The organism is Sphingomonas sp. LR60, assembly GCF_036855935.1.
In the GTDB taxonomy this organism is placed as follows: domain Bacteria; phylum Pseudomonadota; class Alphaproteobacteria; order Sphingomonadales; family Sphingomonadaceae; genus Sphingomonas.
The window spans coordinates 1,428,385-1,452,375 of the sequence record NZ_JASPFK010000001.1 but is presented as its reverse complement, the minus strand read 5'-3'; the positions used below and the strand labels follow the sequence as shown (position 1 = coordinate 1,452,375).

Genomic DNA, 23,991 nt, shown 5'->3' with positions numbered 1-23,991 from the left:
ATGCGTGGGCACCTAGGGAGCGGACCGATGCGTATCTTGCTGGCGACCCTCGCCTTGTCGCTTTCGCTGCCCGCTGGCGCGCAGACCGGGATCAATGGGCGGATCGTCCCCGTCGAGCGCGGGGTGCGCGACAAGAACGCACGGATTGACCGGGAGCATTCCGCCGGGCGGCTGTCGCGCCGCGATGCGCGCCGGGCGAAGAGCGAGAATGCCGTGAATGACTCGCTGTCCGATCGCTACGCGAGCGATGGTCGCATCACCGATAACGAGCAAACCGAAGTAACGAACCGCAACAATGCGATGCGAAGCATTTTGGACGCGCCGGCACGTAGCGCACCGAAGGATTGAACGACGTCACGCGGCGGATCTGGACCGAGCTTCCGATCCGGTCTCGCCACTCGCGAGACACGCCGACAGGACGCTCTCTGCTCGACATCGGTCCCTCACCTCGGCTCTCTCTCGGGCGGGGAGCGGGAGCTATTCCAAAACGCGACGGGATGCCGTATATTGCAAGCGTAATCACTTCAGGAGCAATACCCATACGTCCTCCCATGACGCGCCGGCCGATGCAGGCGCCTCCGATGAACGGCCCGCGGTTCAACGAGTGGATCCAGAGCCAAAAAGTCCGCGTGATCGACCACGAGGAAGAATCTCGGCGTGATGTACACGCGCGAGGCGATGGAGCAGGCGCGCGAAGTCGGCCTCGACCTAGTCGAAGTGTCGCCCAACGCCGATCCGCCCGTGGCCAAGTTCCTCGACGTCGGCAAGTTCAAGTACGAGGCGCAGAAGAAGGCGAACCTCGCGCGTAAGTCACAAAAGACGCAGGAGATCAAAGAGATCAAGATGCGTCCGAACATCGACGACCACGATTACGACACCAAGATGAAGAAGGTCGCCGAGTTCATCGAGGAAGGTGACAAGGTCAAGGTCACGATGCGATTCCGCGGCCGTGAGCTGAGCCACGGCCAGCTCGGCATGAACGTGCTGCAGCGAGTCGCCGAGCAGGTGCAGGAAATCGCCAAGGTGGAGGCCTATCCGCGTATGGAAGGTCGTCAGATGCTGATGGTGCTCGCGCCGAAGTAACGCGTGAATTTGCCGAGCCTGCCGTAACGTCCGCCGCGCCCGACCAGCGCGGCGGCGTTGTATTTATCCGACAGCGTTTTCGAAAAACTCGGGACAGCCATATAAAATGGCTGGACGAGCGCGGCATCGACGTTACGCTCTTCCAATACCGAACCTTCAAAGAGTTCGGATGACATTGGGAGAGAGATAGCGCCATGCGTCTTACCGCCACCCTTCTGTCCACCGCCGCCGCGGTGCTGGCAATGCCGGCCCTGGCGCAGGACCAGACGAGCCCCGTAACCACTAACGCCGCGGTCGCCGGGCAAAGCGACACCGCTTCGGCGCAGGCCGGCGATACCGGAATGCTCAACGCCGGCGACATCGTGGTCACCGCCACCCGCCGTGCCGAGCGCCTTGCCGACGTTCCGATTTCGATCAATGCGGTCAGCCAGGCTGCGCTACAGAATTCGGGCGCAACCGATATTCGCCAATTGGCGCAGCTCGCACCCTCGCTGAACGTGTCCTCGACCGGATCTGAGGCCAATGCCTCCGCGCGGGTCCGCGGCATCGGCACCGTCGGCGACAATCCGGGGCTCGAAAGCTCGGTGACGGTGTTCATCGACGGCGTCTATCGCAGCCGCACCGGTTCCGGCCTCAACGACCTCGGCGAGGTCGACCGCGTGGAGGTGCTGCGCGGTCCGCAGGGCACGCTTTCCGGGCGAAATTCCTCCGCGGGTGCGATCAACATCTATACCAAGGCGCCATCGTTCGACTTCGGCGGCTATGCCGAGGGCACGTACGGCAATTACGACTTTTACCGCGTTGCGGGCGCGATCACCGGGCCGATCGTCAAGGACCTGCTCGCCTTCCGCATCGATGGCGTCGCCTCGAAGCGCGACGGCTTCTATCGCGATGTCGTCAACAACACCGATTACAACGATCGCAACCGCTGGTTCGTGCGGGGGCAATTGCTGCTGGAGCCGTCACCCGATTTCTCGGTGCGGCTGATCGGCGACTATACGTGGCGCAACGAGAAGTGCTGCGGCGCGGTCTATGTAGACACGCGCGAGAAGATCGATCCGACGCCGGGCACGCCGGGCGACTATGCGATCAATCCGGCGGGCAATCGCATCGTCAGCGTCATGCAGCAGATCGCGGCGCTGCGCGGCTATCCGGCAGGCAGCGTCTTCCCGGCGGGCAACGATCCCTACAGCCGCCGCATCGCCTTCACCCCCGGCCGCGCTTATTCGAACGTCACCAAGGATTACGGCGGCTCTGGGCAGATCGACTGGAACCTGGGCGGCGCGGCGCTGACCTCGATCACCGCTTACCGTGAGTACAAGTCGGACGGCGCGAACGACATCGACGCCAATGTCCTCGACATCGGATACCGTCCGAACGACGGCAACAACTACCGGCAGTTCCACACCTTCACGCAGGAATTGCGATTGAACGGCGAGGCATTCGGTGACCGGCTCAATTGGTTGATCGGCGGCTTCTTCAGCAATGAGAACCTACAGGTCGTCGACAATCTGAAGTTCGGGCGTGACTATGGCGCGTTCGCGGCGTGCCGGATCGTCGCGACGATCAATCCGAACGCCGCATTGCGCAATCCCGCCAATCCGGGCTGTCTGAGCGCGGCGGGGTCGGCGATCCTGCAGGGGCAAGTGCCGGGCACGACCGCGGCGTTCGGGGCGGCGACTCCGATCGTGCTGGGCAGCATCCGCCTGCTCTCGACGCTCAACGATCTGGGCACGACGCGCGACGTCTACAACCAGAACAGCAAGAGCTTCGCGGTCTTCACGCACAACATCTTCCGGCTGTCCGACCGACTGTCGCTGACCGCCGGCCTGCGCTGGACCCGCGAACAGAAGGACTTCGACGCGACCTTCGGCAACAACAACACCGTCTGTCCGCAGGTGCAGGCGTTGCTGGGCGCCGGGCCGGGCGGCAATTTGTTCAATAACCCGCAGTTGGCCGCGCTGACCCGCGGGATCGCTACCCTCGCCTGCACCGGCAATTCGTCCAGCGCGCTCAACGGGCGGACGATCGACGACAAGCTGCGCGAGAACCAGGTAACCGGCACTGCGGTGCTGAGCTGGAAGCCGACCGACCGGCTGATGACCTATGCCAGCTATTCGCGCGGTTATAAGGCGGGCGGGTATAATCTCGACCGATCGGACCTCGGCGACGCCTATAATCCCGCAACGATCGCCAATATCGACGGCAGCCGGCTGCGCTTCGATCCCGAGACGGTGAATGCCTATGAGGTCGGGCTCAAATATTCGAGCCGGCAGTTCACGTTCAACCTTGCCGGCTTCCGGTCCGAGTTCAAGAACTTCCAGCTCAACACCTTTAACGGCACCAACTATGTCGTCGAGAATATCGGATCGTGCTCGGCCGGGTTGAACGGTGCGGACCGCGACAATTCGCTGGCGACCGGTGCCTGCACCGGCGACGTACGCTACGGCGTGGTCAGCCAGGGTTTCGAGGCCGAAGCCGGAATCTATCCGGTCGAGCATCTCGCGATCAACATGGGCTATACGTTTGCGGATACGAAGTATCGCCGTAATCTGGTCGGATCGGATGCGGGTGCGGCGCTTGATCCGGCATTGTTCCTGCTGTCGGGATCGCAGATGTCGAACGCACCGCGCAACGTCATCACCACGTCGGTGAGCTGGAACCCGCCGATCGGGAGCAGCGGGATGTCGGCGTTGTTCTACGTCGATCAGCGGACGGTGTCGGACTATAACACCGGCTCCGACCTGTTCGTCGAGAAGACGCAGGACGGGTTCACTTTGATGAACGCGCGCATCGGCTTGCGCGGCAATCAGGATCGCTGGGCGATCGAGGTCTGGGCGCAGAACCTGCTCAACACCAATTACGAGCAGGTGGCGTTCAACGCGCCGTTCCAGGGAGCGGGCAGCCAGCAGCAGGTGCAGTCGTTCGGCGGGGTCGGCAACCAGCTGTTCGCGTCGTTCCTCGCGGAGCCGCGGACCTATGGACTGACGCTGCGGACGCGGTTCTGAGGTAGGATAAAAGGCTTATTCTTCCGCTGTTCCCCGGCGAAGGCCGGGGTCCAGTTGGCGAACGTCGCCGTATAACAATGAGCGGCACCCAACTGGACCCCGGCCTTCGCCGGGAACGGTCAGGTGAGAAACCTCAGTACGCCCGCCCTACCAAAACGCGCTCCACCGCCACGTCGCCGGTGAAGATGCACGGGCCGTCAGCCGCCGCCTGCCCCATCGGCGCGTTGCGCAGCGTCAGCTTGAGCGCCTTCAGCCGCTCGACCACCGCCTCGAGTCCCGCGCCGGTCGGGCGCGACCATTGCACCTCGAGCCACCCCGGGTTCTTCGCCCCGTCGGCGAAATGCGCTTCGACCTGCGACCAACCGTCGGCTGGTGCGATGTTCGACTCCAGCCGCGCCTTGGCCTGATCGAACAGCGTCTGCTGAATATCCGTCAGCAGCGCCGCGACCTCGCCCGCGAAGCCGTCACGCGCCACCGCGGCGCTGTCGAGCTTGCCGTCCGCGCGGTACAGGCGATCGCGGCGGATCACCGAGATGTTGCCCGCCGCCATGTCGCGCCCGCCGACCTCGATCACGAGCGGCGCACCCTTCTTGATCCAGCCCCAGCGCTTGTTCGTGGCCTTGACCGGCTTGAGATCGAGCAGGGCACGCACCGGCTCCCCGAACGCGCTCTCCGCCGCCAGCGCCTGCTGCAACTCGCGGCAATAGCTCACCAGCGCTTCGTCCTCGGGTGTGTCGCGCAGCATCGGCACGATCACCACCTGCCACGGCGCGACGCGCGGCGGGACGCGCAGGCCGTCGTCGTCGCCATGCACCATGATCAGCGCGCCGATCATCCGCGTCGACACGCCCCAGCTGGTCGTCTGCGCATGTTCCAGCTGCCCGTCGGCGTTCTGGAAACGGATGTTCTGCGCCTTGGCGAAGTTCGTGCCGAGAAAGTGCGAGGTGCCCGCCTGAAGCGCCTTGCCGTCCTGCATCATCGCCTCGATCGACCAGGTGCCGACCGCGCCGGGGAAGCGCTCGTTCTCTGGCTTCTCACCAGCGATCACCGGGACCGCGACGCAATTTTCGGCGAAGTCGCGATAGACCTCGAGCATCTTGAGCGTTTCCTCGCGCGCCTCGTCAGCGGTGGCGTGCGCGGTATGCCCTTCCTGCCACAGAAATTCCGCGGTGCGCAAGAACATGCGGGTGCGCATCTCCCAGCGGACGACGTTCGCCCATTGGTTGATGAGCACCGGCAGGTCGCGCCACGACTGCACCCAACGCGCGAAGGCATGGCCGATCACCGTCTCGCTGGTCGGGCGGACGACCAGCGGCTCTTCCAGCTTGGCGGCGGGATCGGGGACCAGCCCGCCCTTCCCGTCCGCGATCAGCCGGTGGTGGGTGACGACCGCCATTTCCTTTGCGAAGCCTTCGACATGGCTCGCTTCCTGCTCGAAATAGCTGAGCGGGATGAAGACCGGAAAATAGCAATTCTCGTGACCGGTCGCCTTGATGCGATCGTCGAGCAGCCGCTGGAACCGCTCCCAGATGCCATAACCCCATGGCCGGATGACCATGCAGCCACGTACGCCCGACTCCTCGGCCATGTCGGCCTCGGTGATGACGGATTGATACCAGGCGGCGAAATCGGCCTCGCGGGTGACGGGTAGCGCATGTTTCATGCGCGCGGCGATAGCGGCAAAGCGCCCACTCGCCAAGCGGCAACGCGCGGGGTTCCTTTGGCGGGGTGCGGCGGTTAGGGACGACCGCATGTCGGGTGATCGCGTCCTGAAGGGCATCGCCCTACGCCTGCTGGCGATCTTCTTCCTCTCCACGATGTCGGCGCTGGTGAAGCTCGCCGAGACGCGCGGGGCGTCGTTGCCCGAGACGATGTTCTGGCGACAGGCGTGCGCGCTGCCGGTCGTGCTGGGGTTCGTCGCGGCGACGCGCGGGTTGGGATCGCTGCGCACGACGCGGATCAAGGGGCATCTGGCGCGGTCGCTGGTCGGCGTGGTGGGGATGGTGTTCACGTTCGGCGCGGTGTTGCTGCTCCCGCTTGCCGAGGCGACGACCTTCCAGTTTACGGTGCCGATCTTCGCGACGATCCTGGGCGCTTTGGTGCTGGGCGAGCGGACCGGGGTTCAGCGCTGGAGTGCGGTGCTGATCGGGTTCGCGGGCGTGCTGATCGTCGCGCAGCCCAGCGGCGGGACGCATGTTCCGTTGTTCGGCGCCATCGTCGGGTTGCTGGCGGCGCTGTTCGTCGCGCTGGTGGCGATCCTGTTGCGGCAATTACGCGACGAGCCGTCAGGGACGACGGTGTTCTGGTTCTCGGTGCTGACGCTGCCGCTGATCGCGGTGCCTTATGCCTTCCACCTCAAGGCGCACGACCCGCTGACATGGCTGAATCTCGCCGCGATCGGCTTGGTCGGCGGGTGCGGACAGCTGGCGCTGACCGGGGCGGCGAAGCTGGCGCCGGTGACCAGCGTGGTGCCGATGGACTATTCGGGGCTGATCTGGGCGACGATCTACGGCTGGCTGCTGTTCGGGGTGCTGCCGAGCACGATGACCTGGGTGGGCGCGCCGGTGATCATCGCCAGCGGGCTGTTCATCGTGTGGCGCGAACAGCGGCTGGGCAAGCAGCAGACGGTGACGGCCGCGCCGGAGGATTGAACGGCCGTTCCTCCGCAGGCACGGCTCGACCGCCGCGTGGTCACACTCTCCGTTCGTGCTGAGCTTGTCGAAGCACGTGAAAGAGGCGGAGCGCTTGGAACACGCACTTCGACAAGCTCAGTGCGAACGGTGTTCAGGGCTCCGCGCTCCGTGCCTACTCCGCCGCTTCGGCCTGCACGACCGACGGCTTCCACGTCAGGATCGGCTTGCGCGCCGCGAGCGTCTCGTCGAGGCGTGCGCGAGGGGCGAAGTGCGGGGCGGTCTTGAGCGACGGGTCGCCTGCCTTGGCGCGTTCCGCTACCGAGCGCAGCGCGCCGATGAACTGGTCAAGCGCGGCGCGGCTCTCGGTTTCGGTCGGCTCGATCAGCATCGCACCATGAACGACCAGCGGGAAGTACATGGTCATCGGGTGGAAACCCTCGTCGATCAGCGCCTTGGCAGCGTCGATCGTCGAGAAGCCGGCCGCAAAGCCCTTATCCGAGAAGATCGCCTCGTGCATGCACGGCCCCGACGGCGCGAAGGGCGCGTCGAGCACGTCCTCCAGCGAGCGCAGCACGTAATTGGCGTTCAGCACCGCATCCTCGGCGACTTGGCGGAGCCCGTCCGCGCCGTGGCTGAGGATGTACGCCAGCGCGCGGGTGAACATGCCCATCTGGCCGTGGAAGGCGACCATCCGACCGAACGTATCGGGGTGGTCGTCGCCGGCGGTTTCCTCTTCAATGAGCTGGATGTGCCCATCGGCCATCCGCGCGGTGAACGGCAGCGGGCCGAACGGCGCGAGCGCCTCCGACAGCACGACCGGCCCCGAGCCCGGCCCGCCGCCGCCGTGCGGGGTCGAGAAGGTCTTGTGCAGGTTGATGTGCATCGCGTCGACGCCGAGATCGCCCGGCCGCACGCGCCCGACGATCGCGTTGAAGTTCGCGCCGTCGCAATAGACATAGCCGCCCGCGGCATGGACCGCGTCGCTGATCTCCTTGAGATCGCGCTCGAACAGCCCGCAGGTGTTCGGGTTGGTGATCATCACCGCCGCGACGTCCGGCCCCAGCCGCGCCTTCAGCGCCGCGGTATCGACGCGACCGTCGGCGGTGGCGGGGATGTCCTCGACCGTGAAGCCCGCGAAGGCCGCGGTCGCCGGGTTGGTGCCGTGTGCGCTCTCGGGGACCAGCACGACCTTGCGGTGCCCCTCGCCGCGCTTCTCCAGCGCCGCCTTGATGCAGAGGATGCCGCACAATTCGCCATGTGCGCCCGCCTTCGGGCTCATCGCGACACCGTACATACCGGTCAGCTTGATCAGCCACACCGCCAGTTCGTTGATGACGCCGAGCGCGCCCTGCACGGTATCGACCGGCTGGAGCGGGTGGACGTCGGCAAAGCCCGGCATCCGCGCGACCTTCTCGTTCAGGCGGGGATTGTGCTTCATCGTGCACGAGCCGAGCGGGAACAGCCCGAGGTCGATCGCGTAATTTTGCCGGCTGAGGCGGGTGTAGTGGCGCACCGTCTCCTGCTCCGACAGGCCGGGCAGGCCGATCGCGCTCTTGCGGGTCAGGTCGCCCAGCCGCGAACCCGCGACGTCGCCATTGGCGAAATCGACGCCGGTCGTCTCGGTCGAGCCGATCTCGAAGATCAGCGGCTCTTCGAGCATCAATGCCTTGTTGCCGGTGAAGGTCGGGGCCGCGCCCTCGCCCTTGACGGGTGCGGTCGGCTTCCAGCCGCTTGCGTTGATGCTCATGCCAGTGCCTCCTGAAGCGCGGTCGCCAGCGCCTCGATGTCCTCGTCGGTCGCGGTCTCGGTGACGGCGACGATCAGCCCGTTGGCGAGCGCATCCTCGCCCGGATAGAGCCGCCCGAGCGATACGCCCGCCAGCACGCCCTTGTCGGCCAGCGCACGCACGACCGGGCGCGCCTCCTGCCCGATGTCGATCGTGAATTCGTTGAAGAAGGTGTCGTTGACGACCTTCACGCCCGGCACCTTCGCCAGCCGGTCGGCGGCACGACACGCACCGGCGTGGTTGAGCGCTGCCAATTGCCGCAGACCCGCCTCGCCCAGCAGGGTCATGTGGATCGAAAAGGCCAGCGCACACAGCCCGGAGTTGGTGCAGATGTTGCTGGTCGCCTTCTCGCGGCGGATATGCTGCTCGCGGGTCGACAGTGTCAGCACAAAGCCGCGCCGCCCCTCGGCATCCACCGTCTGCCCGCACAACCGGCCCGGCATCTGGCGAACGTATTTTTCCTTGCAGCCGAACAGCCCGACATAGGGACCGCCGAACTGGAGGCCGACGCCGAGCGACTGGCCCTCACCGACAACGATATCGGCATCCATCTCGCCCGGGGAACGCAGCGCGCCCAGCGCCACAGGCTCGGTGACGACCGCGATCAGCAACGCCTTGTTCGCATGGCAGGCATCGGCCAGCGGGGTCAGATCGGCGATGCGGCCGAGGATATCCGGATATTGGACGACGACGCAGGAGGTGTCGTCGTCGATCTTGCCGATCAGCGCGTCGAGATCGGTCTCCGCCCCCAGCACCGGCAGCGTGGTGTCGAGCACGTCGCCGGTGTACTTCGCCATCGTCTTGGCGACCGAGACGTAATGCGGATGCAGCCCGCCCGAAAGGATCGCCTTGCCCCGCCGCGTGATCCGGCGTGCCATGCCGATCGCTTCCCAACACGCGGTCGAGCCGTCGTACATGCTGGCGTTCGCGACATCGGTGCCGAGCAGCGCGGCGACCTGCGTCTGGAACTCGAACAGCATCTGGAGCGTGCCCTGCGCGATCTCCGGCTGATATGGCGTATAGGCGGTCAGGAACTCGCCGCGCTGGATCAGGTGATCGACGCTGGCGGGGACGTGATGGCGATAGGCCCCGGCCCCCAGGAAGAACGGCACTTCGCCGGCGACCGTGTTCTGACGTGCGAGCGCCGACATGTGGCGCTCGACCGACAGCTCGCTGGCGTGCATCGGCAGGTCGTGGATCGGGCCATCGAGCCGCGCCGCTTCGGGAACGTCGGCGAACAGCTCGTCGATCGACGATGCGCCGATCATGGCCAGCATGTCGTGGCGGTCGGTGGGGGTAAGGGGCAGGTAGCGCATGGTCAAAAAACTCCCCCTCCCTGACAGGGAGGGGTCGGGGAGGGTCAGCGTCCGGGGGTACGGGATCGGCGTCGCACGGCACTGGCCGCATATGAGCACACCACCCACCCCCAACCCCCTCCCTTGAAAGGGAGGGGGCTTCTTGTCGTCAGAGCTTCGCGACGAAGGCCGCGTAGGCGGTTTCGTCCATCAGCGCGTCGAGCTCGGAGGCATCCGACAGCGTGATCTTGAAGAACCAGCCCTCGCCTTCGGGATCGCTGTTCACCAGCGCCGGCTCGTCGGTCAGCGCCGGATTGCCTTCCAGCACATTGCCGGAGACGGGCGAATAGACGTCCGACGCGGCCTTCACGCTCTCGACGACCGCGGCCTCGTCTCCCTTGCCGAGCGAACGGCCCGCATCGGGCACCTCGACGAACACGATGTCGCCCAGCTGGCTCTGCGCATAGTCGCTGATGCCGACCGTGCCGATGTCGCCATCGACATCGATCCACTCATGGTCCTCGGTGAAATAACGGCTCATCTTTACTTCACTCCTCGGAAGTAGCGGTGGGGAACGAACGGCATGGCGGTGACGGTGGCGCGATGCGCCTTGCCCCGCTGTGACAAGGTGACGACGGTGCCAGGGACGGCATCGGCGAGCGGGACATAGGCCATCGCGATCGGCGCGCCGACCGTGGGCGCGAAGCCGCCGCTGGTGACGCGGCCGACGACCGCGCTCGAGGCATCGACGACATCGGCGCCCTCGCGGACCGGTTGACGCCCATCGACCAGCAGGCCAACGCGCTTGGTGGCGGGGCCGTTCTCGCGCTCGGCGAGGATGCGCGCGGCACCGGGGAAATCACCGGCCTCGCGGCGGCGCTTGAACAGGGCGAAGCCGAGATCGGCCTGAACCGGCGTGATCGCGGGATCGAGGTCATGGCCGTAGAGCGGCAATCCCGCCTCCAGCCGCAGCGAGTCGCGTGCGCCGAGGCCGATCGGCTTGATCTCCGGCTGGGCGACCAGCGCATCGGCGAAGGCTTCGGCGGCCTCGGCGGGCACCGACATCTCGACGCCGTCCTCGCCGGTATAGCCCGAGCGGCTGACCCAGAGTTCATGGCCGTTCCACTCGAACGCGCCCGCCTGCATGAAGGTCAGCGCCGCGACGCCGGGCACCAGCCGCGCGACCGCCTCGACCGCCTTCGGGCCCTGCACCGCCAGCAGCGCATGATCTTCCATCATGTTGAGCGTCACGTCGTCGGGCAGATGCTCGATCATGTGCGCGACATCGTCATATTTGGTTGCGCCGTTGACGACCATGTAGATGCGATCCGCGGCTTGCGGCGTCAGCATCAGGTCGTCGAGCACCCCGCCCTCGTCATTGAGGAGCAGCGAGTAGCGCGCCTTGTTGAGCGGCGCATCGGTGATCGCTGCGGGCATCAAGGACTCCAGTGCGGTCGCAACGTTGTCGCCGGTGATCGACAGCTGGCCCATGTGGCTGACGTCGAACAGCCCGGCATTCTCGCGCGTCCAGAGGTGCTCGGCCATGATGCCTTCGTACTGGACGGGCATGTGATAGCCGGCGAACTCGACCATCCGGCCGCCCTTCGCACGATGCCAGGCGTCGAGCGGGAGCGTCAGGATTTCGAGCGGCTCGAAACCATCGTCTTCGGATTGAACGGGGGCGTCGCTCATCGTTCTCGGTCTTCCGTCACAAGAGGCCGGTCGCAGACGGAGCCTAAGCCCGCTGGCGATCCGAATGTCCCCCTCTGTCACGGAACCTGAGAGCTTTCCTCGGGCGCGCCGAGTTACCCCTTCGGTGGGCGTGCAGGCAAAAGCCCACATACCGCTTTCCAGAGTGTCGATCGGCCGGCGCGGTCCCTGCTGCCTGAGAGATTCCGGGGTGGTTGCTCCTTCGGCGGCGGCTGGTGACCTGGAAGGCCGGCCGCGCTCTCCCGCGCTGGCCCATGCCCCTTGCGCGGCATCGACTGCATTGCCGTCTACGCCCGCCGGAGCGGGAGTCAATCGCTCAGTGGAGCCGTTACGCGCGGGGCACGTTCATCGTGCAGGAGAAGGAGATCGCCAATGGACACTGCCACCTCCCCGGTCGTGGAGCGGATCGCACGGGTATTGGCCGCGCAGCACCTGAGCGCCAATGGTCACGGTACCGTCGAGTCGCCCAGCGCGCTGGTCGATGCGCAATGGAAGGATCACCGCGACGATGCGATCGCGGTGCTGCACACGATGCGTGCGCCAAGCCTGGCAATGGCGGCGGCGGGCGATGTCGCGGTATGGGAGCGGATGGTGCTGGCGGCGATCGCGGAGGCGAAGCCGGGCATCGTCATGTAGCGACGCGGCGGTCCACGGCCCAGGACACGGCCAGCACCGCCAGCCCGGCCACCGCGAGCGCTGCCCCGACCGGACCCGTCGACGTCCAGCCCCAACCGGCGGCGATCGCCATTCCGCCCAGCCACGGCCCCAGCGCATTGGCGGTGTTGAAGGCCGAATGGTTCAGGGCGGCCGCAAGCGCCTGCGCATCGCCCGCCACGTCCATCAGCCGGGTCTGGAGCACGGTGCCGAGCGATCCGCCGATCCCGATCGCCACCATCGCCACCAGCACGGTCGCGAAATGTTGCGCCGCCAACGGCCAGAGCAGCAGCGCGGCGATGCTCCACAACAGCACGACGGCCGCGGTCGGCAGCAACGCGCGGTCGGCAAATTTCGGAACGATCAGATTTCCAGCGGTCATGCCGACGCCGAAGGCCGCCAGCGCGAACGGCACCATGCGCGGGCCGACGTGCGTCACATCGGCCATCGTGTCCGCCAGATAGGTGTAGACCGCAAACAGCCCCCCGAAGCCGATCGCGCCGATCCCGAGCGTCAGCCACACCTGCGGCCGCTTGAGCGCCCGCAGTTCCGATAGCGGACTTGCCTGCGGATCGCCGCGGTCGCGCGGCGCGAAGAAGGCGACCAGCCCGGCGGTGAGTGCCGCCAGCCCCGCGACGACGATGAAGCACGACCGCCAGCCGAGCAATTGCCCCATGAAATTGGCCAGCGGCACACCGACGATCGTCGCGACCGTCAGCCCCAGCATGACGCGCGCTACCGCCTGCGTCCGCTTGCCCGCATCGACGAGCGACGCCGCGACGAGCATCGCGATGCCGAAATACGCACCGTGCGGAAGCCCGGCCATGAAGCGGAACAGCATCATCCAGCCATAGGTGGGCGCGAGTGCCGACAGGCCATTGCCGAGCGCGAACAAGGTCATGAGCGCGATCAGCAGATGCCGCCGCGCCATCCGCGCGCCGAGTACCGCGAGCAACGGCGCCCCGACCACCACTCCCAATGCATAAGCGCTGATGACATGCCCCGCGGTCGGGGCGTCGACACCGAGATCGCGCGCCATGTCGGGCAGCAGGCTCATCGTCGCGAATTCGGTCGTGCCGATCGCGAACCCGCCGACCGCGAGCGACAAATGGATCAAGCCGACGGGTGCATTGCGCACGTCGGCGATGGCGGTGGCCATGCGAATTCCCCGTTTTCGACTTTTCTGGTGAACCGCATAGCTGGCGATGCTGCGGTGCAGCGTCAAGTGCTGCGATCGTTTGAGAAGGCCGCGATCGTTCCTGTGTAGGCAGGAGCTTATGTCCGTTAGTGGAGGCGCTGAGCGTTTGACACACAAGGCTCGGCGAATGTGTCAGCCTCTGTGCGACACTCGACAGACATGGGCCCCTGCCTGCGCAGGGGCGACGATGCGGTGGGACAGTCACCTGCACCACTATCGTCATCCAAGACTTGATCCGGAATCCCGCTTCTTCTGCTAGCAAGCAGGCTTGCGACGGTTCACGCCGCCGGCGTCAGCCGCAGCAACCGCCCCTGCGAGTCGCCACCGTCCTCCAGCACGTAGATCGCGCCGTCCGGCCCCTGCTCGACCTCGCGGATCCGCGCGCCCATCGACCATTGGTCGCCCTTGCTCGCGTTCGTTCCGTTGAGGTCGACGCGCACCAGCGACTGCGACGACAACCCGCCGATGAACGCATCGCCCTTAAATTGCGGGAACAGATCCCCCGAATAGATCATCAGCCCGCCGGGCGAGATCACCGGATTCCACCACACCTTGGGCGCTTCATAGCCGTCGCCGGGCGCGTGATCGGGGATGTCGCTGCCGTCGTAGTTCGAGCCGTTCGAGGCGTTCGGCCAGCCATAATTGCGTCCGGACAGCACGAGGTTCAGCTCGTCCCCACCCTTTGGCCCCATCTCCTGTTGCCAGAGATTTCCCTGCGGATCGAAGGCGAGGCCGAGCAGGTTGCGGTGACCATAGCTCCACACCTCGGGAAGGAAGCCCTGTGCCGCCAGCGGGTTGTTCGCCGCCGGCTTGCCGTCTGGCGTGAGCCGCAGCACCTTGCCGAGCGAACCGCTCTTGTCCTGCGCCGGCGTGAACTTCTGCCGGTCGCCGTTGGTGAAGAACAGATATTGGCCATCGGGCGAGAAGGCGATGCGCCCCGAATAATGGCCGTCACCCGTCACCAGCGGCGTGGCGCGGTACAGCGTCTCGATCGACGCCAGCCGCTCCGCACCCGCCTCGCCTGACAGGACACCGCGCGCGAGCACCACGCCCTTTCCGCCCCGCCCGGCCGCCGAATAGCTGAAATAGACGCGCTTGCTGCTCGCGAAATCGGGGGCGAGCACCACGTCCATCAATCCGCCCTGCCCGGCAGAATCGACGTCGATCGTCGCGATCGTCCGCTTGGACGCGCCATCGGCGGTGACGAGCACCATTTCGCCCTTCTTCTCGGTGACGAGCATCCGCCGATCGGGAAGGAACGTCATCGCCCAGGGAGCGTCGAAGTCGGCGATGACCGCGCGTGCGAAGGGAGTGCCGGCGATCGGCGTGCCGCTTGGCGAAGGCGACGGGCTCGGCGTCGGGGCGGGCTGGGGCGCGGGCGCGACCGGGGCGTCCGCGATCGGCTGCACCGCCGCCGAATCCTCACCGTTGCAAGCCGCGGCAGCGCTCAGCGCGACGGCGGCGAAGGCGATACGGTACAGCAACCCTTTTCTCCTTTTCATGTCGATTTCATCAAACAAACCCGTGCTTACGCCATTGTTCCGCTACCTTGGCCTAGGTGCTTGCTAGGGTGACGCACTGGCGCTATATGGACCGTGCTTTCTCTTACATCGTCAGGTGATAAGGGGCTGCGGGGCTCGCTCCGCGGCGGCGAGAAACGCATGTGCGGTAGGTGCTTTTGAACGATATCACTCCCCTCGTCCGGTTGATCGAGCCAGAGGCCGGTGCGCTCGGTTTCGCGCTGGTGCGCGTCCGGCTGTTCGGCAAGGACGACGAGCGCACGCTGCAGATCATGGCCGAGCGGCCCGAGACACGGCAGCTGAACATCGACGATTGCGCCGAATTGTCGCGCCGCATCTCGGATAAGCTCGACGCGCTGGAGGAAGCCGGCAAGGACCCGATCGAGGGTGCCTACCGGCTGGAAGTGTCGTCGCCGGGCATCGACCGCCCGCTGACCCGCAAGCAGGACTTCACCGACTGGGCCGGGCATGAGGCACGTATCGTGCTAACCGAGGCGGTCGACGGGCAGAAGCAGTTCAAGGGTGACCTCGAAGGCATCGATGCCGACGGCCTGATCGCGATCCGCCACCCGCGCACCGGCGTGGTCGAGCAGGTGCCGTTCGCGCTGATCGCCGATGCCAAGCTGGTGCTGACCGATCGCCTGATCGAGGCCACCGTCCCGCTCTCGATGGAGGGCGCGGAAGAAGAGATCCAAGATACGTCCACGGACGATAGTGACGACATGTCCGCGCACGCGGACGGGGAAGAAGAGGAAACCCACTGATGGCCACCGGCGTCACCGCCAATCGTGCGGAGCTGATCGCGATCGCCAATTCGGTCGCTTCGGAGAAGATGATCGACAAGGCGATCGTCATCGAGGCGATGGAAGATGCGATCCAGCGCGCCGCGCGCACCCGCTACGGCCAGGAAATGGACATCCGCGCGAAGCTGGATTCGAACAACGGCGACCTGCGCCTGTGGCGCGTCGTCGAGGTGGTCGAGCTGGTCGACGACATCTACAAGCAGGTCGACGTCAACGGCGCGCAGAAGCTGCAGCCGGGCGCGACCGTCGGCGACTATCTGGTCGATCCGCTGCCCCCGATCGAGTTCGGCCGCATCCAGGCGCAGGCCGCCAAGCAGACGATCTTCCAGAAGGTCCGCGATGCCGAGCGCGAGCGCCAGTATGAAGAATTCAAGGAGCGCGCCGGCGAGATCATCACCGGCGTCGTCAAGCGCGTCGAGTTCGGCCATATCGTCGTCGACCTCGGCCGCGCCGAGGGCGTCATCCGCCGCGACGCGCAGATCCCGCGCGAAGTGGTGCGCGTCAACGATCGCATCCGCTCGCTGATCCTGAAGGTGGTGCGCGAGAACCGCGGCCCGCAGATCTTCCTGAGCCGCGCGCATCCCGACTTCATGAAGAAGCTGTTCGCGCAGGAAGTGCCCGAAATCTACGACGGCATCATCGAGATCAAGGCCGCCGCGCGCGATCCGGGCAGCCGCGCCAAGATCGGCGTCATCTCGCATGACTCCAGCATCGACCCGGTCGGCGCGTGCGTCGGCATGAAGGGCAGCCGCGTGCAGGCGGTCGTGCAGGAGATGCAGGGCGAGAAGATCGACATCATCCCCTGGTCGCCCGACACCGCGACCTTCGTCGTCAATGCGTTGCAGCCGGCGAACGTCGCGCGCGTGGTGATCGACGAGGAAGAGGATCGCATCGAGGTGGTCGTCCCCGACGATCAGCTCAGCCTCGCGATCGGTCGCCGCGGCCAGAACGTCCGCCTCGCCAGCCAGTTGACCGCCAAGGCGATCGACATCCTGACCGAGACCGACGCCAGCGAGAAGCGTCAGCAGGAGTTCGTCAAGAATTCCGAGACCTTCCAGAACGAGCTGGATGTCGACGAGACGCTGGCACAGCTGCTGGTCGCCGAAGGCTTCGGCGCGCTGGAAGAGGTCGCCTATGTCGAGCTCGACGAGCTGGCGGGCATCGAGGGCTTCGACGAGGATCTCGCGCAGGAATTGCAGAGCCGCGCGCAGGAAGCGCTCGATCGTCGCGAACAGGCCAACCGCGAGGAGCGGCAGGCGCTGGGCGTCGAGGACGCGCTGGCCGAGCTGCCGTATCTGACCGAAGCGATGCTCGTCACGCTCGGCAAGGCCGGGATCAAGACGCTTGACGACCTCGCCGATCTCGCGACCGACGAGCTGGTCGAGAAGAAGCGCGCCGAGCCGCGCCGCCGCAACGACGATGCGCCGCGTCGCACCGATCGTCCCGAGAACAAGGGCGGCGTGCTGGGCGAGTACGGGCTCAGCGACGAACAGGGCAATGAGATCATCATGGCCGCACGCGCGCACTGGTTCGAGGACGAGCCGGCCGCCGAACAGCCCGCCGAGCAGGCGTCGGAGGATCAGGACGCCTGATGCCGTTCGTGTCGATCCGACTGGCCGGCGCGGCGACGCGCGAGCAGAAAGCGGCGATCGTGGCAGACGTTACGACGTCGCTGGTCACGCGGCTGGCCAAGAACCCGGCCGCGGTGCAGATCGTGATCGAGGAAGTGTCGACCGAAAATTACGGTGCGGGCGGCCAGTTGCTGGCCGACCGCGACGCGCCTGTTGCCAAGGGAGACGCGCATGCGGACCCCCGACAATGAGACGCTGACGCTTCATCGTCATGCGGGGCTCGTCCCGGCATCCACCGCTATCACGACCTTCCTGCCCGCGCCTTTGCGAGAGGGGCGATCAGTTGCGCACGACATCCAGCCCGAGTGCGATCGCGAGATCGTGCCACTGCGGATTGTCGCGCTCGATCAGGTTGAGCTTCCATTGGCGCGGCCATTTCTTAATGCGCTTCTCGGCCGCAATGGCGGCCTCCATCGTATCGGCCATTTCGTACCAGACGAGATGTTTGACGGCGTAGCGCTCGGTGAACCCACCGAAGGCGCCGTTGCGGTGCTGCATGATGCGGCCGAGCAGGTTGGACGTGACGCCGATGTAGAGCGTGCCGTTCTTACTACTGGCCATAATGTAGACGCAGGGTTGCCGTTCTCTCACTTCCTCTTCCCCCGTCATGCCGGGCCTGTCCCGGCATCCACTCTTCCGCGAATCCGCCGCCGTAAGATGGTGCGGCACGGTGGACCCCGGAACAAGTCCGGAGTGACGATTGTGATGTCTGGGGTACGCGCATGACCGCTCCCGAACGCTCCTGCATCCTCACCCGCGAGCGTGCGTCGCCCGCGGCGCTGATTCGGTTGGCGCTCGCCCCCGACGGGCGGGTGTTGCCGGACGTGCGCGCCAAGGCTCCCGGCCGTGGCGCGTGGATCGGGGTTGACCGCGCCGAGCTGGAACAGGCGATCGCCAAGGGCAAGCTGCGCGGCGCGCTCGCACGCGCGTTCAAGACCGGCGAGTTGACCATCCCCGACGACCTGCCCGCGCTGATCGCCGCCGCGCTGGAGCGCAATGCGCTCGACCGGCTCGGGCTGGAGTCGCGCGGTGGGACGATCCTTACCGGCTCCGAGCGGATCGAGACCGCTGCGCGCTCGGGCAAGCTTCGGGCGCTTTATCACGCTGCCGACGCGGCCGAGGACGGCTGCCGCAAACTGGCGCAGGCGTGGCGCGTCGGGTCCGATCGCGAAGGTTCGGACGTCAGGGGCTTGGCACTGCCGGTGGCGCGCCCCATATTGTCATTGGCGCTGGGCCGCGAAAATGTGGTACACGTCGGCGTCATCGACCGCGCTGCGGCCACACGACTCAGCGAAGCGCTCGATCGTTGGCTGCACTTTATCGGCCCTGATCTGAATCCAGCACCTTGCGCTACGGCCGCGCAAGGCGCATCGGCGCCCGGCATTGCCGAGGCGACCGCTACCGGCCGTGAGAATGCACGAGGAATTTGAGTGAGCGAGACCGACAACGACAAGCCGAAACTCGGAATGCGCCAGCCGCTGGGGCTCAAGCGCACGGTCGAGACCGGCAAGGTGAAGCAGAGCTTCAGCCACGGCCGTAGCAATACGGTGGTGGTCGAGGTGAAGCGTCGCCGCGTACTCGGTCCGCAGGGCGGTGCGCCCGAGGCAGTGACCCCCGCGCCTGAGCCGACCCCTGCGCCCACCGCGCCGGTCGCCCCTGCGCGTCCCGCACCGCGCCCGCCGGTTTCGAACGAGACCGCGCAGGAGCGTCAGGCACGCCTGCTTCGCGAGGCTGAAGACCAGCGCATGCACACGCTGGAGGAAAGCCGCCGTCGCGAGGATGCCGAGCGTCACCGCGCTGCCGATGAAGAGCGTCGTCGCGTCGACGAGCGCGCGCGTGCTGAAGCCGAGGCGACTGCCAAGGCTGCGGAGCCGACGCCTGCCCCGGCGGCACCGGAACCGGTTGCCGCGCAGCATGCCCCCGAGCCGGCGCCGACGCCCGCTCCCGCACCAGTCGAGGCCGCGACCCCTGCGCCTGCCCCGGTGGTAGCGCCGACGCCCGCGCCTGCCCCGGTTGCCGAGGCAGCGCCAGCTCCCGCGCCGAGCCCGGCACCGAAGCCGGCTCCCGCGCCGCGTGCCGCACCGACGCCCGCTCCCGCCCCGACACTTGGGCTGGGTCGCGATCCGTCGATGCCCGCGCCGCGCCGCTTCTCGCCGGTCGCGCGTCCCGAAATCCCGAAGCCGCAACCCAAGCCGGCGCCTGCGCCGGCCGCCGCTTCGGCTCCTGCCGCGTCGACAAACGCGCCGACTGCCGGTGGCAGCGCCGCATCGCGCAGTTTGCCCAGTGGTCAGGCGACGCCGCGCAACAACAGCCCGGCACGTCCGCAGCAGCGTGACCGCAAGGGTGACGAGCGTCGTGGCGGCAAGCTGACCGTCACGCGCGCGCTCAACGAAGACGGTGCGCGCGCCCGCAGCCTCGCCGCGCTGAAGCGCGCGCGCGAGAAGGAGAAGCGTGGCTTCGGCGGCCCGCGCGAGCCGCAGGCCAAGCAGGTCCGCGACGTGCAGGTGCCCGAGGCGATCACGGTGCAGGAACTCGCGAACCGCATGGCGGAGCGTGGGGCCGATCTGGTCAAGACGCTGTTCAAGATGGGCATGCCCGTCACGATGACGCAGACGATCGACCAGGACACCGCCGAGCTGCTGGTGACCGAATTCGGCCACAACATCGTCCGCGTCTCGGATTCGGACATCGATCTGGCGATGGACACCACCGAGGATGCGGCGGAGACGTTGCAGACGCGCCCGCCGGTCGTGACGATCATGGGCCATGTCGACCACGGCAAGACCTCGCTGCTCGACGCGCTGCGCGGCACCGATGTGGTACGTGGCGAGGCCGGTGGCATCACGCAGCATATCGGCGCCTATCAGGTCACGCTGAAGGACAAGTCGAAGATCACCTTCCTCGACACGCCGGGCCACGAAGCGTTCACCGCGATGCGGGCGCGCGGTGCCGACGTGACCGATATCGTGGTGCTGGTGGTCGCCGCCGACGACGGGCTGATGCCGCAGACGATCGAGGCGATCAATCACACCAAGGCGTCGGGCAAGCCGATGATCGTGGCGATCAACAAGATCGACAAGCACGAGGCGAATGCGCAGCGTGTCCGCGAGCGTCTGCTGGAGCACAACATCCAGGTCGAGATGATGGGCGGCGAGACGCAGGACGTCGAAGTTTCCGCGCTCAAGAAGATCGGGCTCGACGAACTGATCGAGAAGATCCAGCTCCAGGCCGAATTGCTCGACCTGCGCGCGAACCCGGATCGTGCCGCCGAGGGCAGCGTGATCGAGGCCAAACTCGACAAGGGCCGTGGTCCGGTCGCGACCGTGCTCGTCACGCGCGGCACGCTGCGGGTCGGCGACGTGTTCGTCGTCGGCGCGGAGAGCGGCAAGGTTCGTGCATTGGTCGACGACAAGGGGCGTCAGCTCAAGGTCGCGGGTCCGTCGATGCCGGTCGAGGTGCTCGGCCTGTCGGGCACGCCGTCGGCGGGCGACCAGTTGCAGGTCGTCGAGAACGAGCAGCGCGCGCGTGAAGTCGCGGAATATCGCCAGAGCGTGCTCACGCAGAAGCGCACGACCTCGGCGCCGACCAGCCTCGAGAACATGTTCTCGGCGCTGCGTGCGAATGCTGCGATCGAATATCCGCTGGTCGTGAAGGCCGATACGCAGGGCACGGTCGAGGCGATCGTCGCATCGATCAACAAGATCTCGACCGATCTGATCCGCGCGCGGGTGTTGCACTCGGGCGTCGGCGGGATCACCGAGAGCGACGTGACGCTGGCGGGTGCCAGCGGCGCGCCGATCATCGGCTTCCACGTCCGCGCCAATGCCAAGGCCCGCGAGATCGCCGAGCGGCAGAAGGTGGCGTTGAAATATTACGACGTCATCTATGACCTGATCGACGAGATCCGCGCCGGTATGGCAGGCGAGCTTGGGCCGGAAGCGTTCGAGACGGTCGTCGGTCGTGCGGAAATCCGCGAGGTCTTCTCGGCGGGCAAGCACGGCAAGGCCGCCGGTCTGCTGGTCACCGAGGGCGTCATTCGCAAGGCGCTCAAAGCGCGCATCACGCGCAACGACGTCATCATCTACAGCGGTGAGATCGCGTCGCTGCGGCGCTTCAAGGACGACGTGCCGGAAGTGCGCGCCGGTCTGGAGTGCGGTGTCACGTTCACGCAGAACTTCATCGACATCAAGGCCGGGGATTATCTCGAAACCTTCGAAGTCGAACTGCGCGAGCGCACGCTGTAAGGGATGACGACGCTCGGTACGGTCACGCCCGTCCTGCGCAGCTTCGATGCGGCGCGGACGCGGGCGTTCTACCTGGACTTCCTCGGCTTCGACTTGGTGTTCGAACACCGGTTCGAGTCGGGGATGCCGCTCTACATGGGCGTCAGGTCCGGCGATTGTACGCTCCACCTGTCGGAACATTACGGCGATGGTGCGCCCGGGTCGTCGGTGCGGATCGCGTGTGACGACGTCGTGGCCTATGCCGCGACGCTGCGCGCGCGTGGGTTCGAGAACGCCCGCCCCGGCGAGCCGCAGCGAACGCCATGGGGCACGCTGGAGATCGGCGTCCATGATCCGTCGTACAACCGGCTGACCTTCTTCACCCCTGTGAACGGTGACGGCAATGAATGAGCAAAGCGGCGAACGCTCGGTCCGCACGCTGCGCGTCGGCGAGCAAGTCCGTCATATCCTTTCGGAAGTCCTCCAGCGCGGTGACGTGCACGACGAGACGCTGGCCAGCCATATGGTCAGCATCACCGAGGTTCGCATGTCGCCCGACCTGCGCCACGCGACGGTGTTCGTGAAGCCACTGCTCGGCAAGGACGAGGAAGCGGTGCTGAAGGCGTTGCGCACCAACACCGCCTATCTGCAGCGGGAGGTCGCGACGCGCGTGAAGATGAAATATGCCGCGCGGCTCAAGTTCCTGGCGGACGAAAGCTTCGACGAGGGCAGCCACATCGACGCGTTGCTCCGCAAGCCCGAGGTGGCGCGCGATCTTGACGGGGAATGAGGTAAGACGCATCTTACCGGTATGAGCGCGCGGACGACATTGTCGGCTAAAGGGCAGGTCGTCATCCCCAAGGATGTACGTGAAGCGCTGGCCCTTCGTCCCGGGCAACAGCTCGATGTCATTCGCTGCGGCGATTCTGTGCTCCTCCGTCCGGCACCGACGAAAAGCGGCCAGTCGGCTGACGAGGTCGCCGCTCGTGTTCGTGAACTCGCAGCCTCATATCAAGGCCCGGTCGTGTCAATCGATGACATGAACGCGACGGTCGCGGAGCACTGGGCAGCTAGCGGCCGGCAATGAAGGCGATCGACACCAATGTCGTGATCCGACTGTTGATCGGCGACGATCCTGCGCAACAGGCAACGGCCCGGGCATTGATAAGCGAGCCAGTATTGGTGACGATCACCGTCATGATCGAGAGCGCATGGGTCCTGCGCTCGCGTTACGGCTTTGATCGCGCGACCGTCGCGGGGCTGCTGAGTGCCTTTCTGGACTATCCGAACGTCCTGGCGCAGGCGGAGACCGGTGTACGCTGGGCCTTGGCACGTTACCGCAGCGGTGGCGATATTGCGGACCTTCTTCACATCGCAGCTGCGGAGCCCGCCAATCGCTTCGTCACCTTCGATCGTGGCATCGCCCCGGCGGCCGGCGACTACTGCCCGCTCACCATCGAAACACTCGCCTGATGGCCAAGCTCTATTTCTATTATGCCAGCATGAACGCCGGCAAATCGACCAACCTGCTGCAAGCCGACTTCAACTATCGCGAGCGCGGGATGGCGACGATGCTGTTCACCGCGGCGGTCGACGATCGCTTTGCCGCGGGAACGGTCGCGTCGCGGATCGGCTTGTCAGCGCCTGCGACGATGTTCGACCCCGCGACCGACATCGCCGCCTGCGTGCTTCAGCGTCACGCCGAGACCCCGCTCGCCTGCGTGCTGGTCGACGAGGCGCAATTCCTGACCGCGGCGCAGGTCGATCAACTCGCCGCGCTGGCGGATCGCGCGGGGATACCGGTGCTCGCGTACGGCCTGCGCACCGATTTCCGCGGGGCACTATTCGAGGGATCGGCGCGGCTGCTGGCGCTGGCGGACTCGCTGGTCGAGATCAAGTCGGTCTGCGCGTGCGGGCGCAAGGCGACGATGAACCTGCGCGTTGATGCTGAAGGCCGTCCGGTCGCAGAAGGTCGGCAGACCGAGATCGGCGGCAATGATCGCTACGTCGCGATGTGCCGACGGCATTTTAGCGAGGCGCTCCATAACCGTGCGTAATGCCGGTTCCTGATCGTTTTCTTACCCGTATCTGTGTTAGAATGAGGCCGTGGACACCTCCACCATTAGTTTTGCAGGCTATACCTTCGATGCCGACAAAGGATGTTTCACCTGCATCCACGTGATCGACGGCGCGCCTGTTCTCCTGTTTCTTCACGAGGGTAACGGCGACCTTCAATTCATGTGTGGCGTTGACGATCACGACTTCGAGAAAGACTGCCAGTTCGTTCACGCCACGCACATCCTTGACGAACAACCAGACCTAGCATCGCTTCCAAACGTTGAGCTCGGCCATCTGGCCGAAAGGATCGATGCTCAATCGCCTTGGGCCGTCCATCCACTGCCCGAGGATGAATAGGTTGGCCGACAACCACACACCTAGCCTTCCCC

General features: G+C 66.1%; 24 protein-coding genes, 1 pseudogene and 2 riboswitches. Of the genes and pseudogenes, 16 read left to right on the top strand and 9 right to left on the bottom strand.

The genetic code is table 11. The annotated features are described in order from the left end of the window. Window positions 1–27 precede the first annotated feature (27 nt). On the top strand, window positions 28–348 hold the full coding sequence (locus QP166_RS06625) for a hypothetical protein (RefSeq protein WP_333915205.1): 321 nt from the start codon (window positions 28–30) through the stop codon (window positions 346–348). A gap of 203 nt (window positions 349–551) precedes the next feature. Further along, window positions 552–1,083: pseudogene (gene infC, locus QP166_RS06620) on the top strand (translation initiation factor IF-3). On the opposite strand, the gene QP166_RS06615 reads toward infC, so the two are convergent. Then, window positions 1,053–1,259 carry a hypothetical protein gene (locus QP166_RS06615; protein WP_333915204.1) on the bottom strand — a complete coding sequence of 69 codons (207 nt, stop codon included), beginning with the start codon at window positions 1,257–1,259 and terminating at the stop codon, window positions 1,053–1,055. The pseudogene infC and the gene QP166_RS06615 overlap by 31 nt on opposite strands. Before the next feature lie 18 nt (window positions 1,260–1,277). On the opposite strand from QP166_RS06615, the gene QP166_RS06610 reads away from it, so the two are divergent. After that, window positions 1,278–4,091: a TonB-dependent receptor gene (locus tag QP166_RS06610; RefSeq protein WP_333915203.1), complete on the top strand. Its 2,814-nt coding sequence runs from the start codon at window positions 1,278–1,280 to the stop codon at window positions 4,089–4,091. Between the two features lie 133 nt (window positions 4,092–4,224). Here the strand turns inward: QP166_RS06610 and proS are convergent, their stop codons facing one another. Beyond that, entirely contained in the window at window positions 4,225–5,754 is a 1,530-nt protein-coding gene (proS, locus tag QP166_RS06605; RefSeq protein ID WP_333915202.1) for a proline--tRNA ligase, read from the bottom strand. A gap of 88 nt (window positions 5,755–5,842) precedes the next feature. Here proS and QP166_RS06600 point away from each other — a divergent pair, with 88 nt between their 5' ends. Beyond that, window positions 5,843–6,742 (top strand): DMT family transporter, encoded by a 900-nt coding sequence (locus tag QP166_RS06600; RefSeq protein WP_333915201.1) that lies wholly within the window; start codon window positions 5,843–5,845, stop codon window positions 6,740–6,742. 154 nt (window positions 6,743–6,896) lie between these two features. Here the strand turns inward: QP166_RS06600 and gcvPB are convergent, their stop codons facing one another. The 4 genes from gcvPB to gcvT form a co-directional block, all read right to left on the bottom strand. Then, window positions 6,897–8,471 (bottom strand): aminomethyl-transferring glycine dehydrogenase subunit GcvPB, encoded by a 1,575-nt coding sequence (gene gcvPB, locus QP166_RS06595; RefSeq protein WP_333915200.1) that lies wholly within the window; start codon window positions 8,469–8,471, stop codon window positions 6,897–6,899. Continuing rightward, the gene (gcvPA, locus tag QP166_RS06590; RefSeq protein ID WP_333917275.1) at window positions 8,468–9,826 is read right to left on the bottom strand and encodes an aminomethyl-transferring glycine dehydrogenase subunit GcvPA; all 1,359 of its coding nucleotides are present in this window, start codon (window positions 9,824–9,826) and stop codon (window positions 8,468–8,470) included. The genes gcvPB and gcvPA overlap by 4 nt, the downstream gene beginning before the upstream one ends. A 148-nt stretch (window positions 9,827–9,974) precedes the next feature. Next, entirely contained in the window at window positions 9,975–10,346 is a 372-nt protein-coding gene (gene gcvH / locus QP166_RS06585; RefSeq protein ID WP_333915199.1) for a glycine cleavage system protein GcvH, read from the bottom strand. Between the two features lie 2 nt (window positions 10,347–10,348). Further along, window positions 10,349–11,497 carry a glycine cleavage system aminomethyltransferase GcvT gene (gene gcvT, locus QP166_RS06580; RefSeq protein ID WP_333915198.1) on the bottom strand — a complete coding sequence of 383 codons (1,149 nt, stop codon included), beginning with the start codon at window positions 11,495–11,497 and terminating at the stop codon, window positions 10,349–10,351. A 64-nt stretch (window positions 11,498–11,561) separates the two neighbouring features. Beyond that, a riboswitch (glycine riboswitch) is annotated at window positions 11,562–11,667 on the bottom strand. After that, a riboswitch (glycine riboswitch) is annotated at window positions 11,668–11,770 on the bottom strand. 117 nt (window positions 11,771–11,887) lie between these two features. Between gcvT and QP166_RS06575 the strand changes: the two genes are divergently transcribed. Continuing rightward, complete coding sequence (locus QP166_RS06575) at window positions 11,888–12,151, top strand: hypothetical protein (RefSeq protein WP_333915197.1); 264 nt, start codon at window positions 11,888–11,890, stop codon at window positions 12,149–12,151. Here the strand turns inward: QP166_RS06575 and QP166_RS06570 are convergent. Further along, window positions 12,144–13,328: an MFS transporter gene (locus QP166_RS06570; protein ID WP_333915196.1), complete on the bottom strand. Its 1,185-nt coding sequence runs from the start codon at window positions 13,326–13,328 to the stop codon at window positions 12,144–12,146. The genes QP166_RS06575 and QP166_RS06570 overlap by 8 nt on opposite strands. Before the next feature lie 317 nt (window positions 13,329–13,645). After that, on the bottom strand, window positions 13,646–14,851 hold the full coding sequence (locus QP166_RS06565) for a PQQ-dependent sugar dehydrogenase (RefSeq protein ID WP_333915195.1): 1,206 nt from the start codon (window positions 14,849–14,851) through the stop codon (window positions 13,646–13,648). 194 nt (window positions 14,852–15,045) lie between these two features. Between QP166_RS06565 and rimP the strand changes: the two genes are divergently transcribed. From rimP to QP166_RS06550, 3 genes are read left to right on the top strand one after another with little or no spacing between them, the layout of a single operon-like run. Next, on the top strand, window positions 15,046–15,651 hold the full coding sequence (rimP, locus tag QP166_RS06560) for a ribosome maturation protein RimP (RefSeq protein WP_333915194.1): 606 nt from the start codon (window positions 15,046–15,048) through the stop codon (window positions 15,649–15,651). After that, complete coding sequence (gene nusA, locus QP166_RS06555; RefSeq protein ID WP_333915193.1) at window positions 15,651–17,282, top strand: transcription termination factor NusA; 1,632 nt, start codon at window positions 15,651–15,653, stop codon at window positions 17,280–17,282. Before rimP ends, nusA begins: the two co-directional genes overlap by 1 nt. Then, a complete protein-coding gene (locus QP166_RS06550; RefSeq protein WP_333915192.1) occupies window positions 17,282–17,512 on the top strand; it encodes a tautomerase family protein in 231 nt (76 codons plus the stop codon). Before nusA ends, QP166_RS06550 begins: the two co-directional genes overlap by 1 nt. 88 nt (window positions 17,513–17,600) lie before the next feature. Here the strand turns inward: QP166_RS06550 and QP166_RS06545 are convergent, their stop codons facing one another. After that, window positions 17,601–17,930, bottom strand: a complete 330-nt coding sequence (locus QP166_RS06545; protein WP_333915191.1) for a GIY-YIG nuclease family protein — start codon at window positions 17,928–17,930, stop codon at window positions 17,601–17,603. A 113-nt stretch (window positions 17,931–18,043) separates the two neighbouring features. Between QP166_RS06545 and QP166_RS06540 the strand changes: the two genes are divergently transcribed. The 8 genes from QP166_RS06540 to QP166_RS06505 are packed head-to-tail and all read left to right on the top strand — an operon-like array spanning window position 18,044 to window position 23,959. Then, complete coding sequence (locus QP166_RS06540; RefSeq protein WP_333915190.1) at window positions 18,044–18,751, top strand: DUF448 domain-containing protein; 708 nt, start codon at window positions 18,044–18,046, stop codon at window positions 18,749–18,751. Next, complete coding sequence (gene infB, locus QP166_RS06535; RefSeq protein ID WP_333915189.1) at window positions 18,752–21,565, top strand: translation initiation factor IF-2; 2,814 nt, start codon at window positions 18,752–18,754, stop codon at window positions 21,563–21,565. A 3-nt stretch (window positions 21,566–21,568) separates the two neighbouring features. Further along, window positions 21,569–21,955: a glyoxalase superfamily protein gene (locus tag QP166_RS06530; RefSeq protein ID WP_333915188.1), complete on the top strand. Its 387-nt coding sequence runs from the start codon at window positions 21,569–21,571 to the stop codon at window positions 21,953–21,955. After that, window positions 21,948–22,334: a 30S ribosome-binding factor RbfA gene (gene rbfA / locus QP166_RS06525; RefSeq protein WP_333915187.1), complete on the top strand. Its 387-nt coding sequence runs from the start codon at window positions 21,948–21,950 to the stop codon at window positions 22,332–22,334. The genes QP166_RS06530 and rbfA overlap by 8 nt, the downstream gene beginning before the upstream one ends. Window positions 22,335–22,355: 21 nt before the next feature. Beyond that, a complete protein-coding gene (locus tag QP166_RS06520) occupies window positions 22,356–22,631 on the top strand; it encodes an AbrB/MazE/SpoVT family DNA-binding domain-containing protein (protein ID WP_333915186.1) in 276 nt (91 codons plus the stop codon). Beyond that, a complete protein-coding gene (locus tag QP166_RS06515; RefSeq protein WP_333915185.1) occupies window positions 22,628–23,017 on the top strand; it encodes a type II toxin-antitoxin system VapC family toxin in 390 nt (129 codons plus the stop codon). Before QP166_RS06520 ends, QP166_RS06515 begins: the two co-directional genes overlap by 4 nt. Continuing rightward, entirely contained in the window at window positions 23,017–23,601 is a 585-nt protein-coding gene (locus tag QP166_RS06510; protein WP_333915184.1) for a thymidine kinase, read from the top strand. The genes QP166_RS06515 and QP166_RS06510 overlap by 1 nt, the downstream gene beginning before the upstream one ends. Window positions 23,602–23,650: 49 nt before the next feature. Then, window positions 23,651–23,959, top strand: coding sequence for a hypothetical protein (locus QP166_RS06505; RefSeq protein ID WP_333915183.1), 309 nt, complete (start codon window positions 23,651–23,653; stop codon window positions 23,957–23,959). Window positions 23,960–23,991 lie beyond the last annotated feature (32 nt).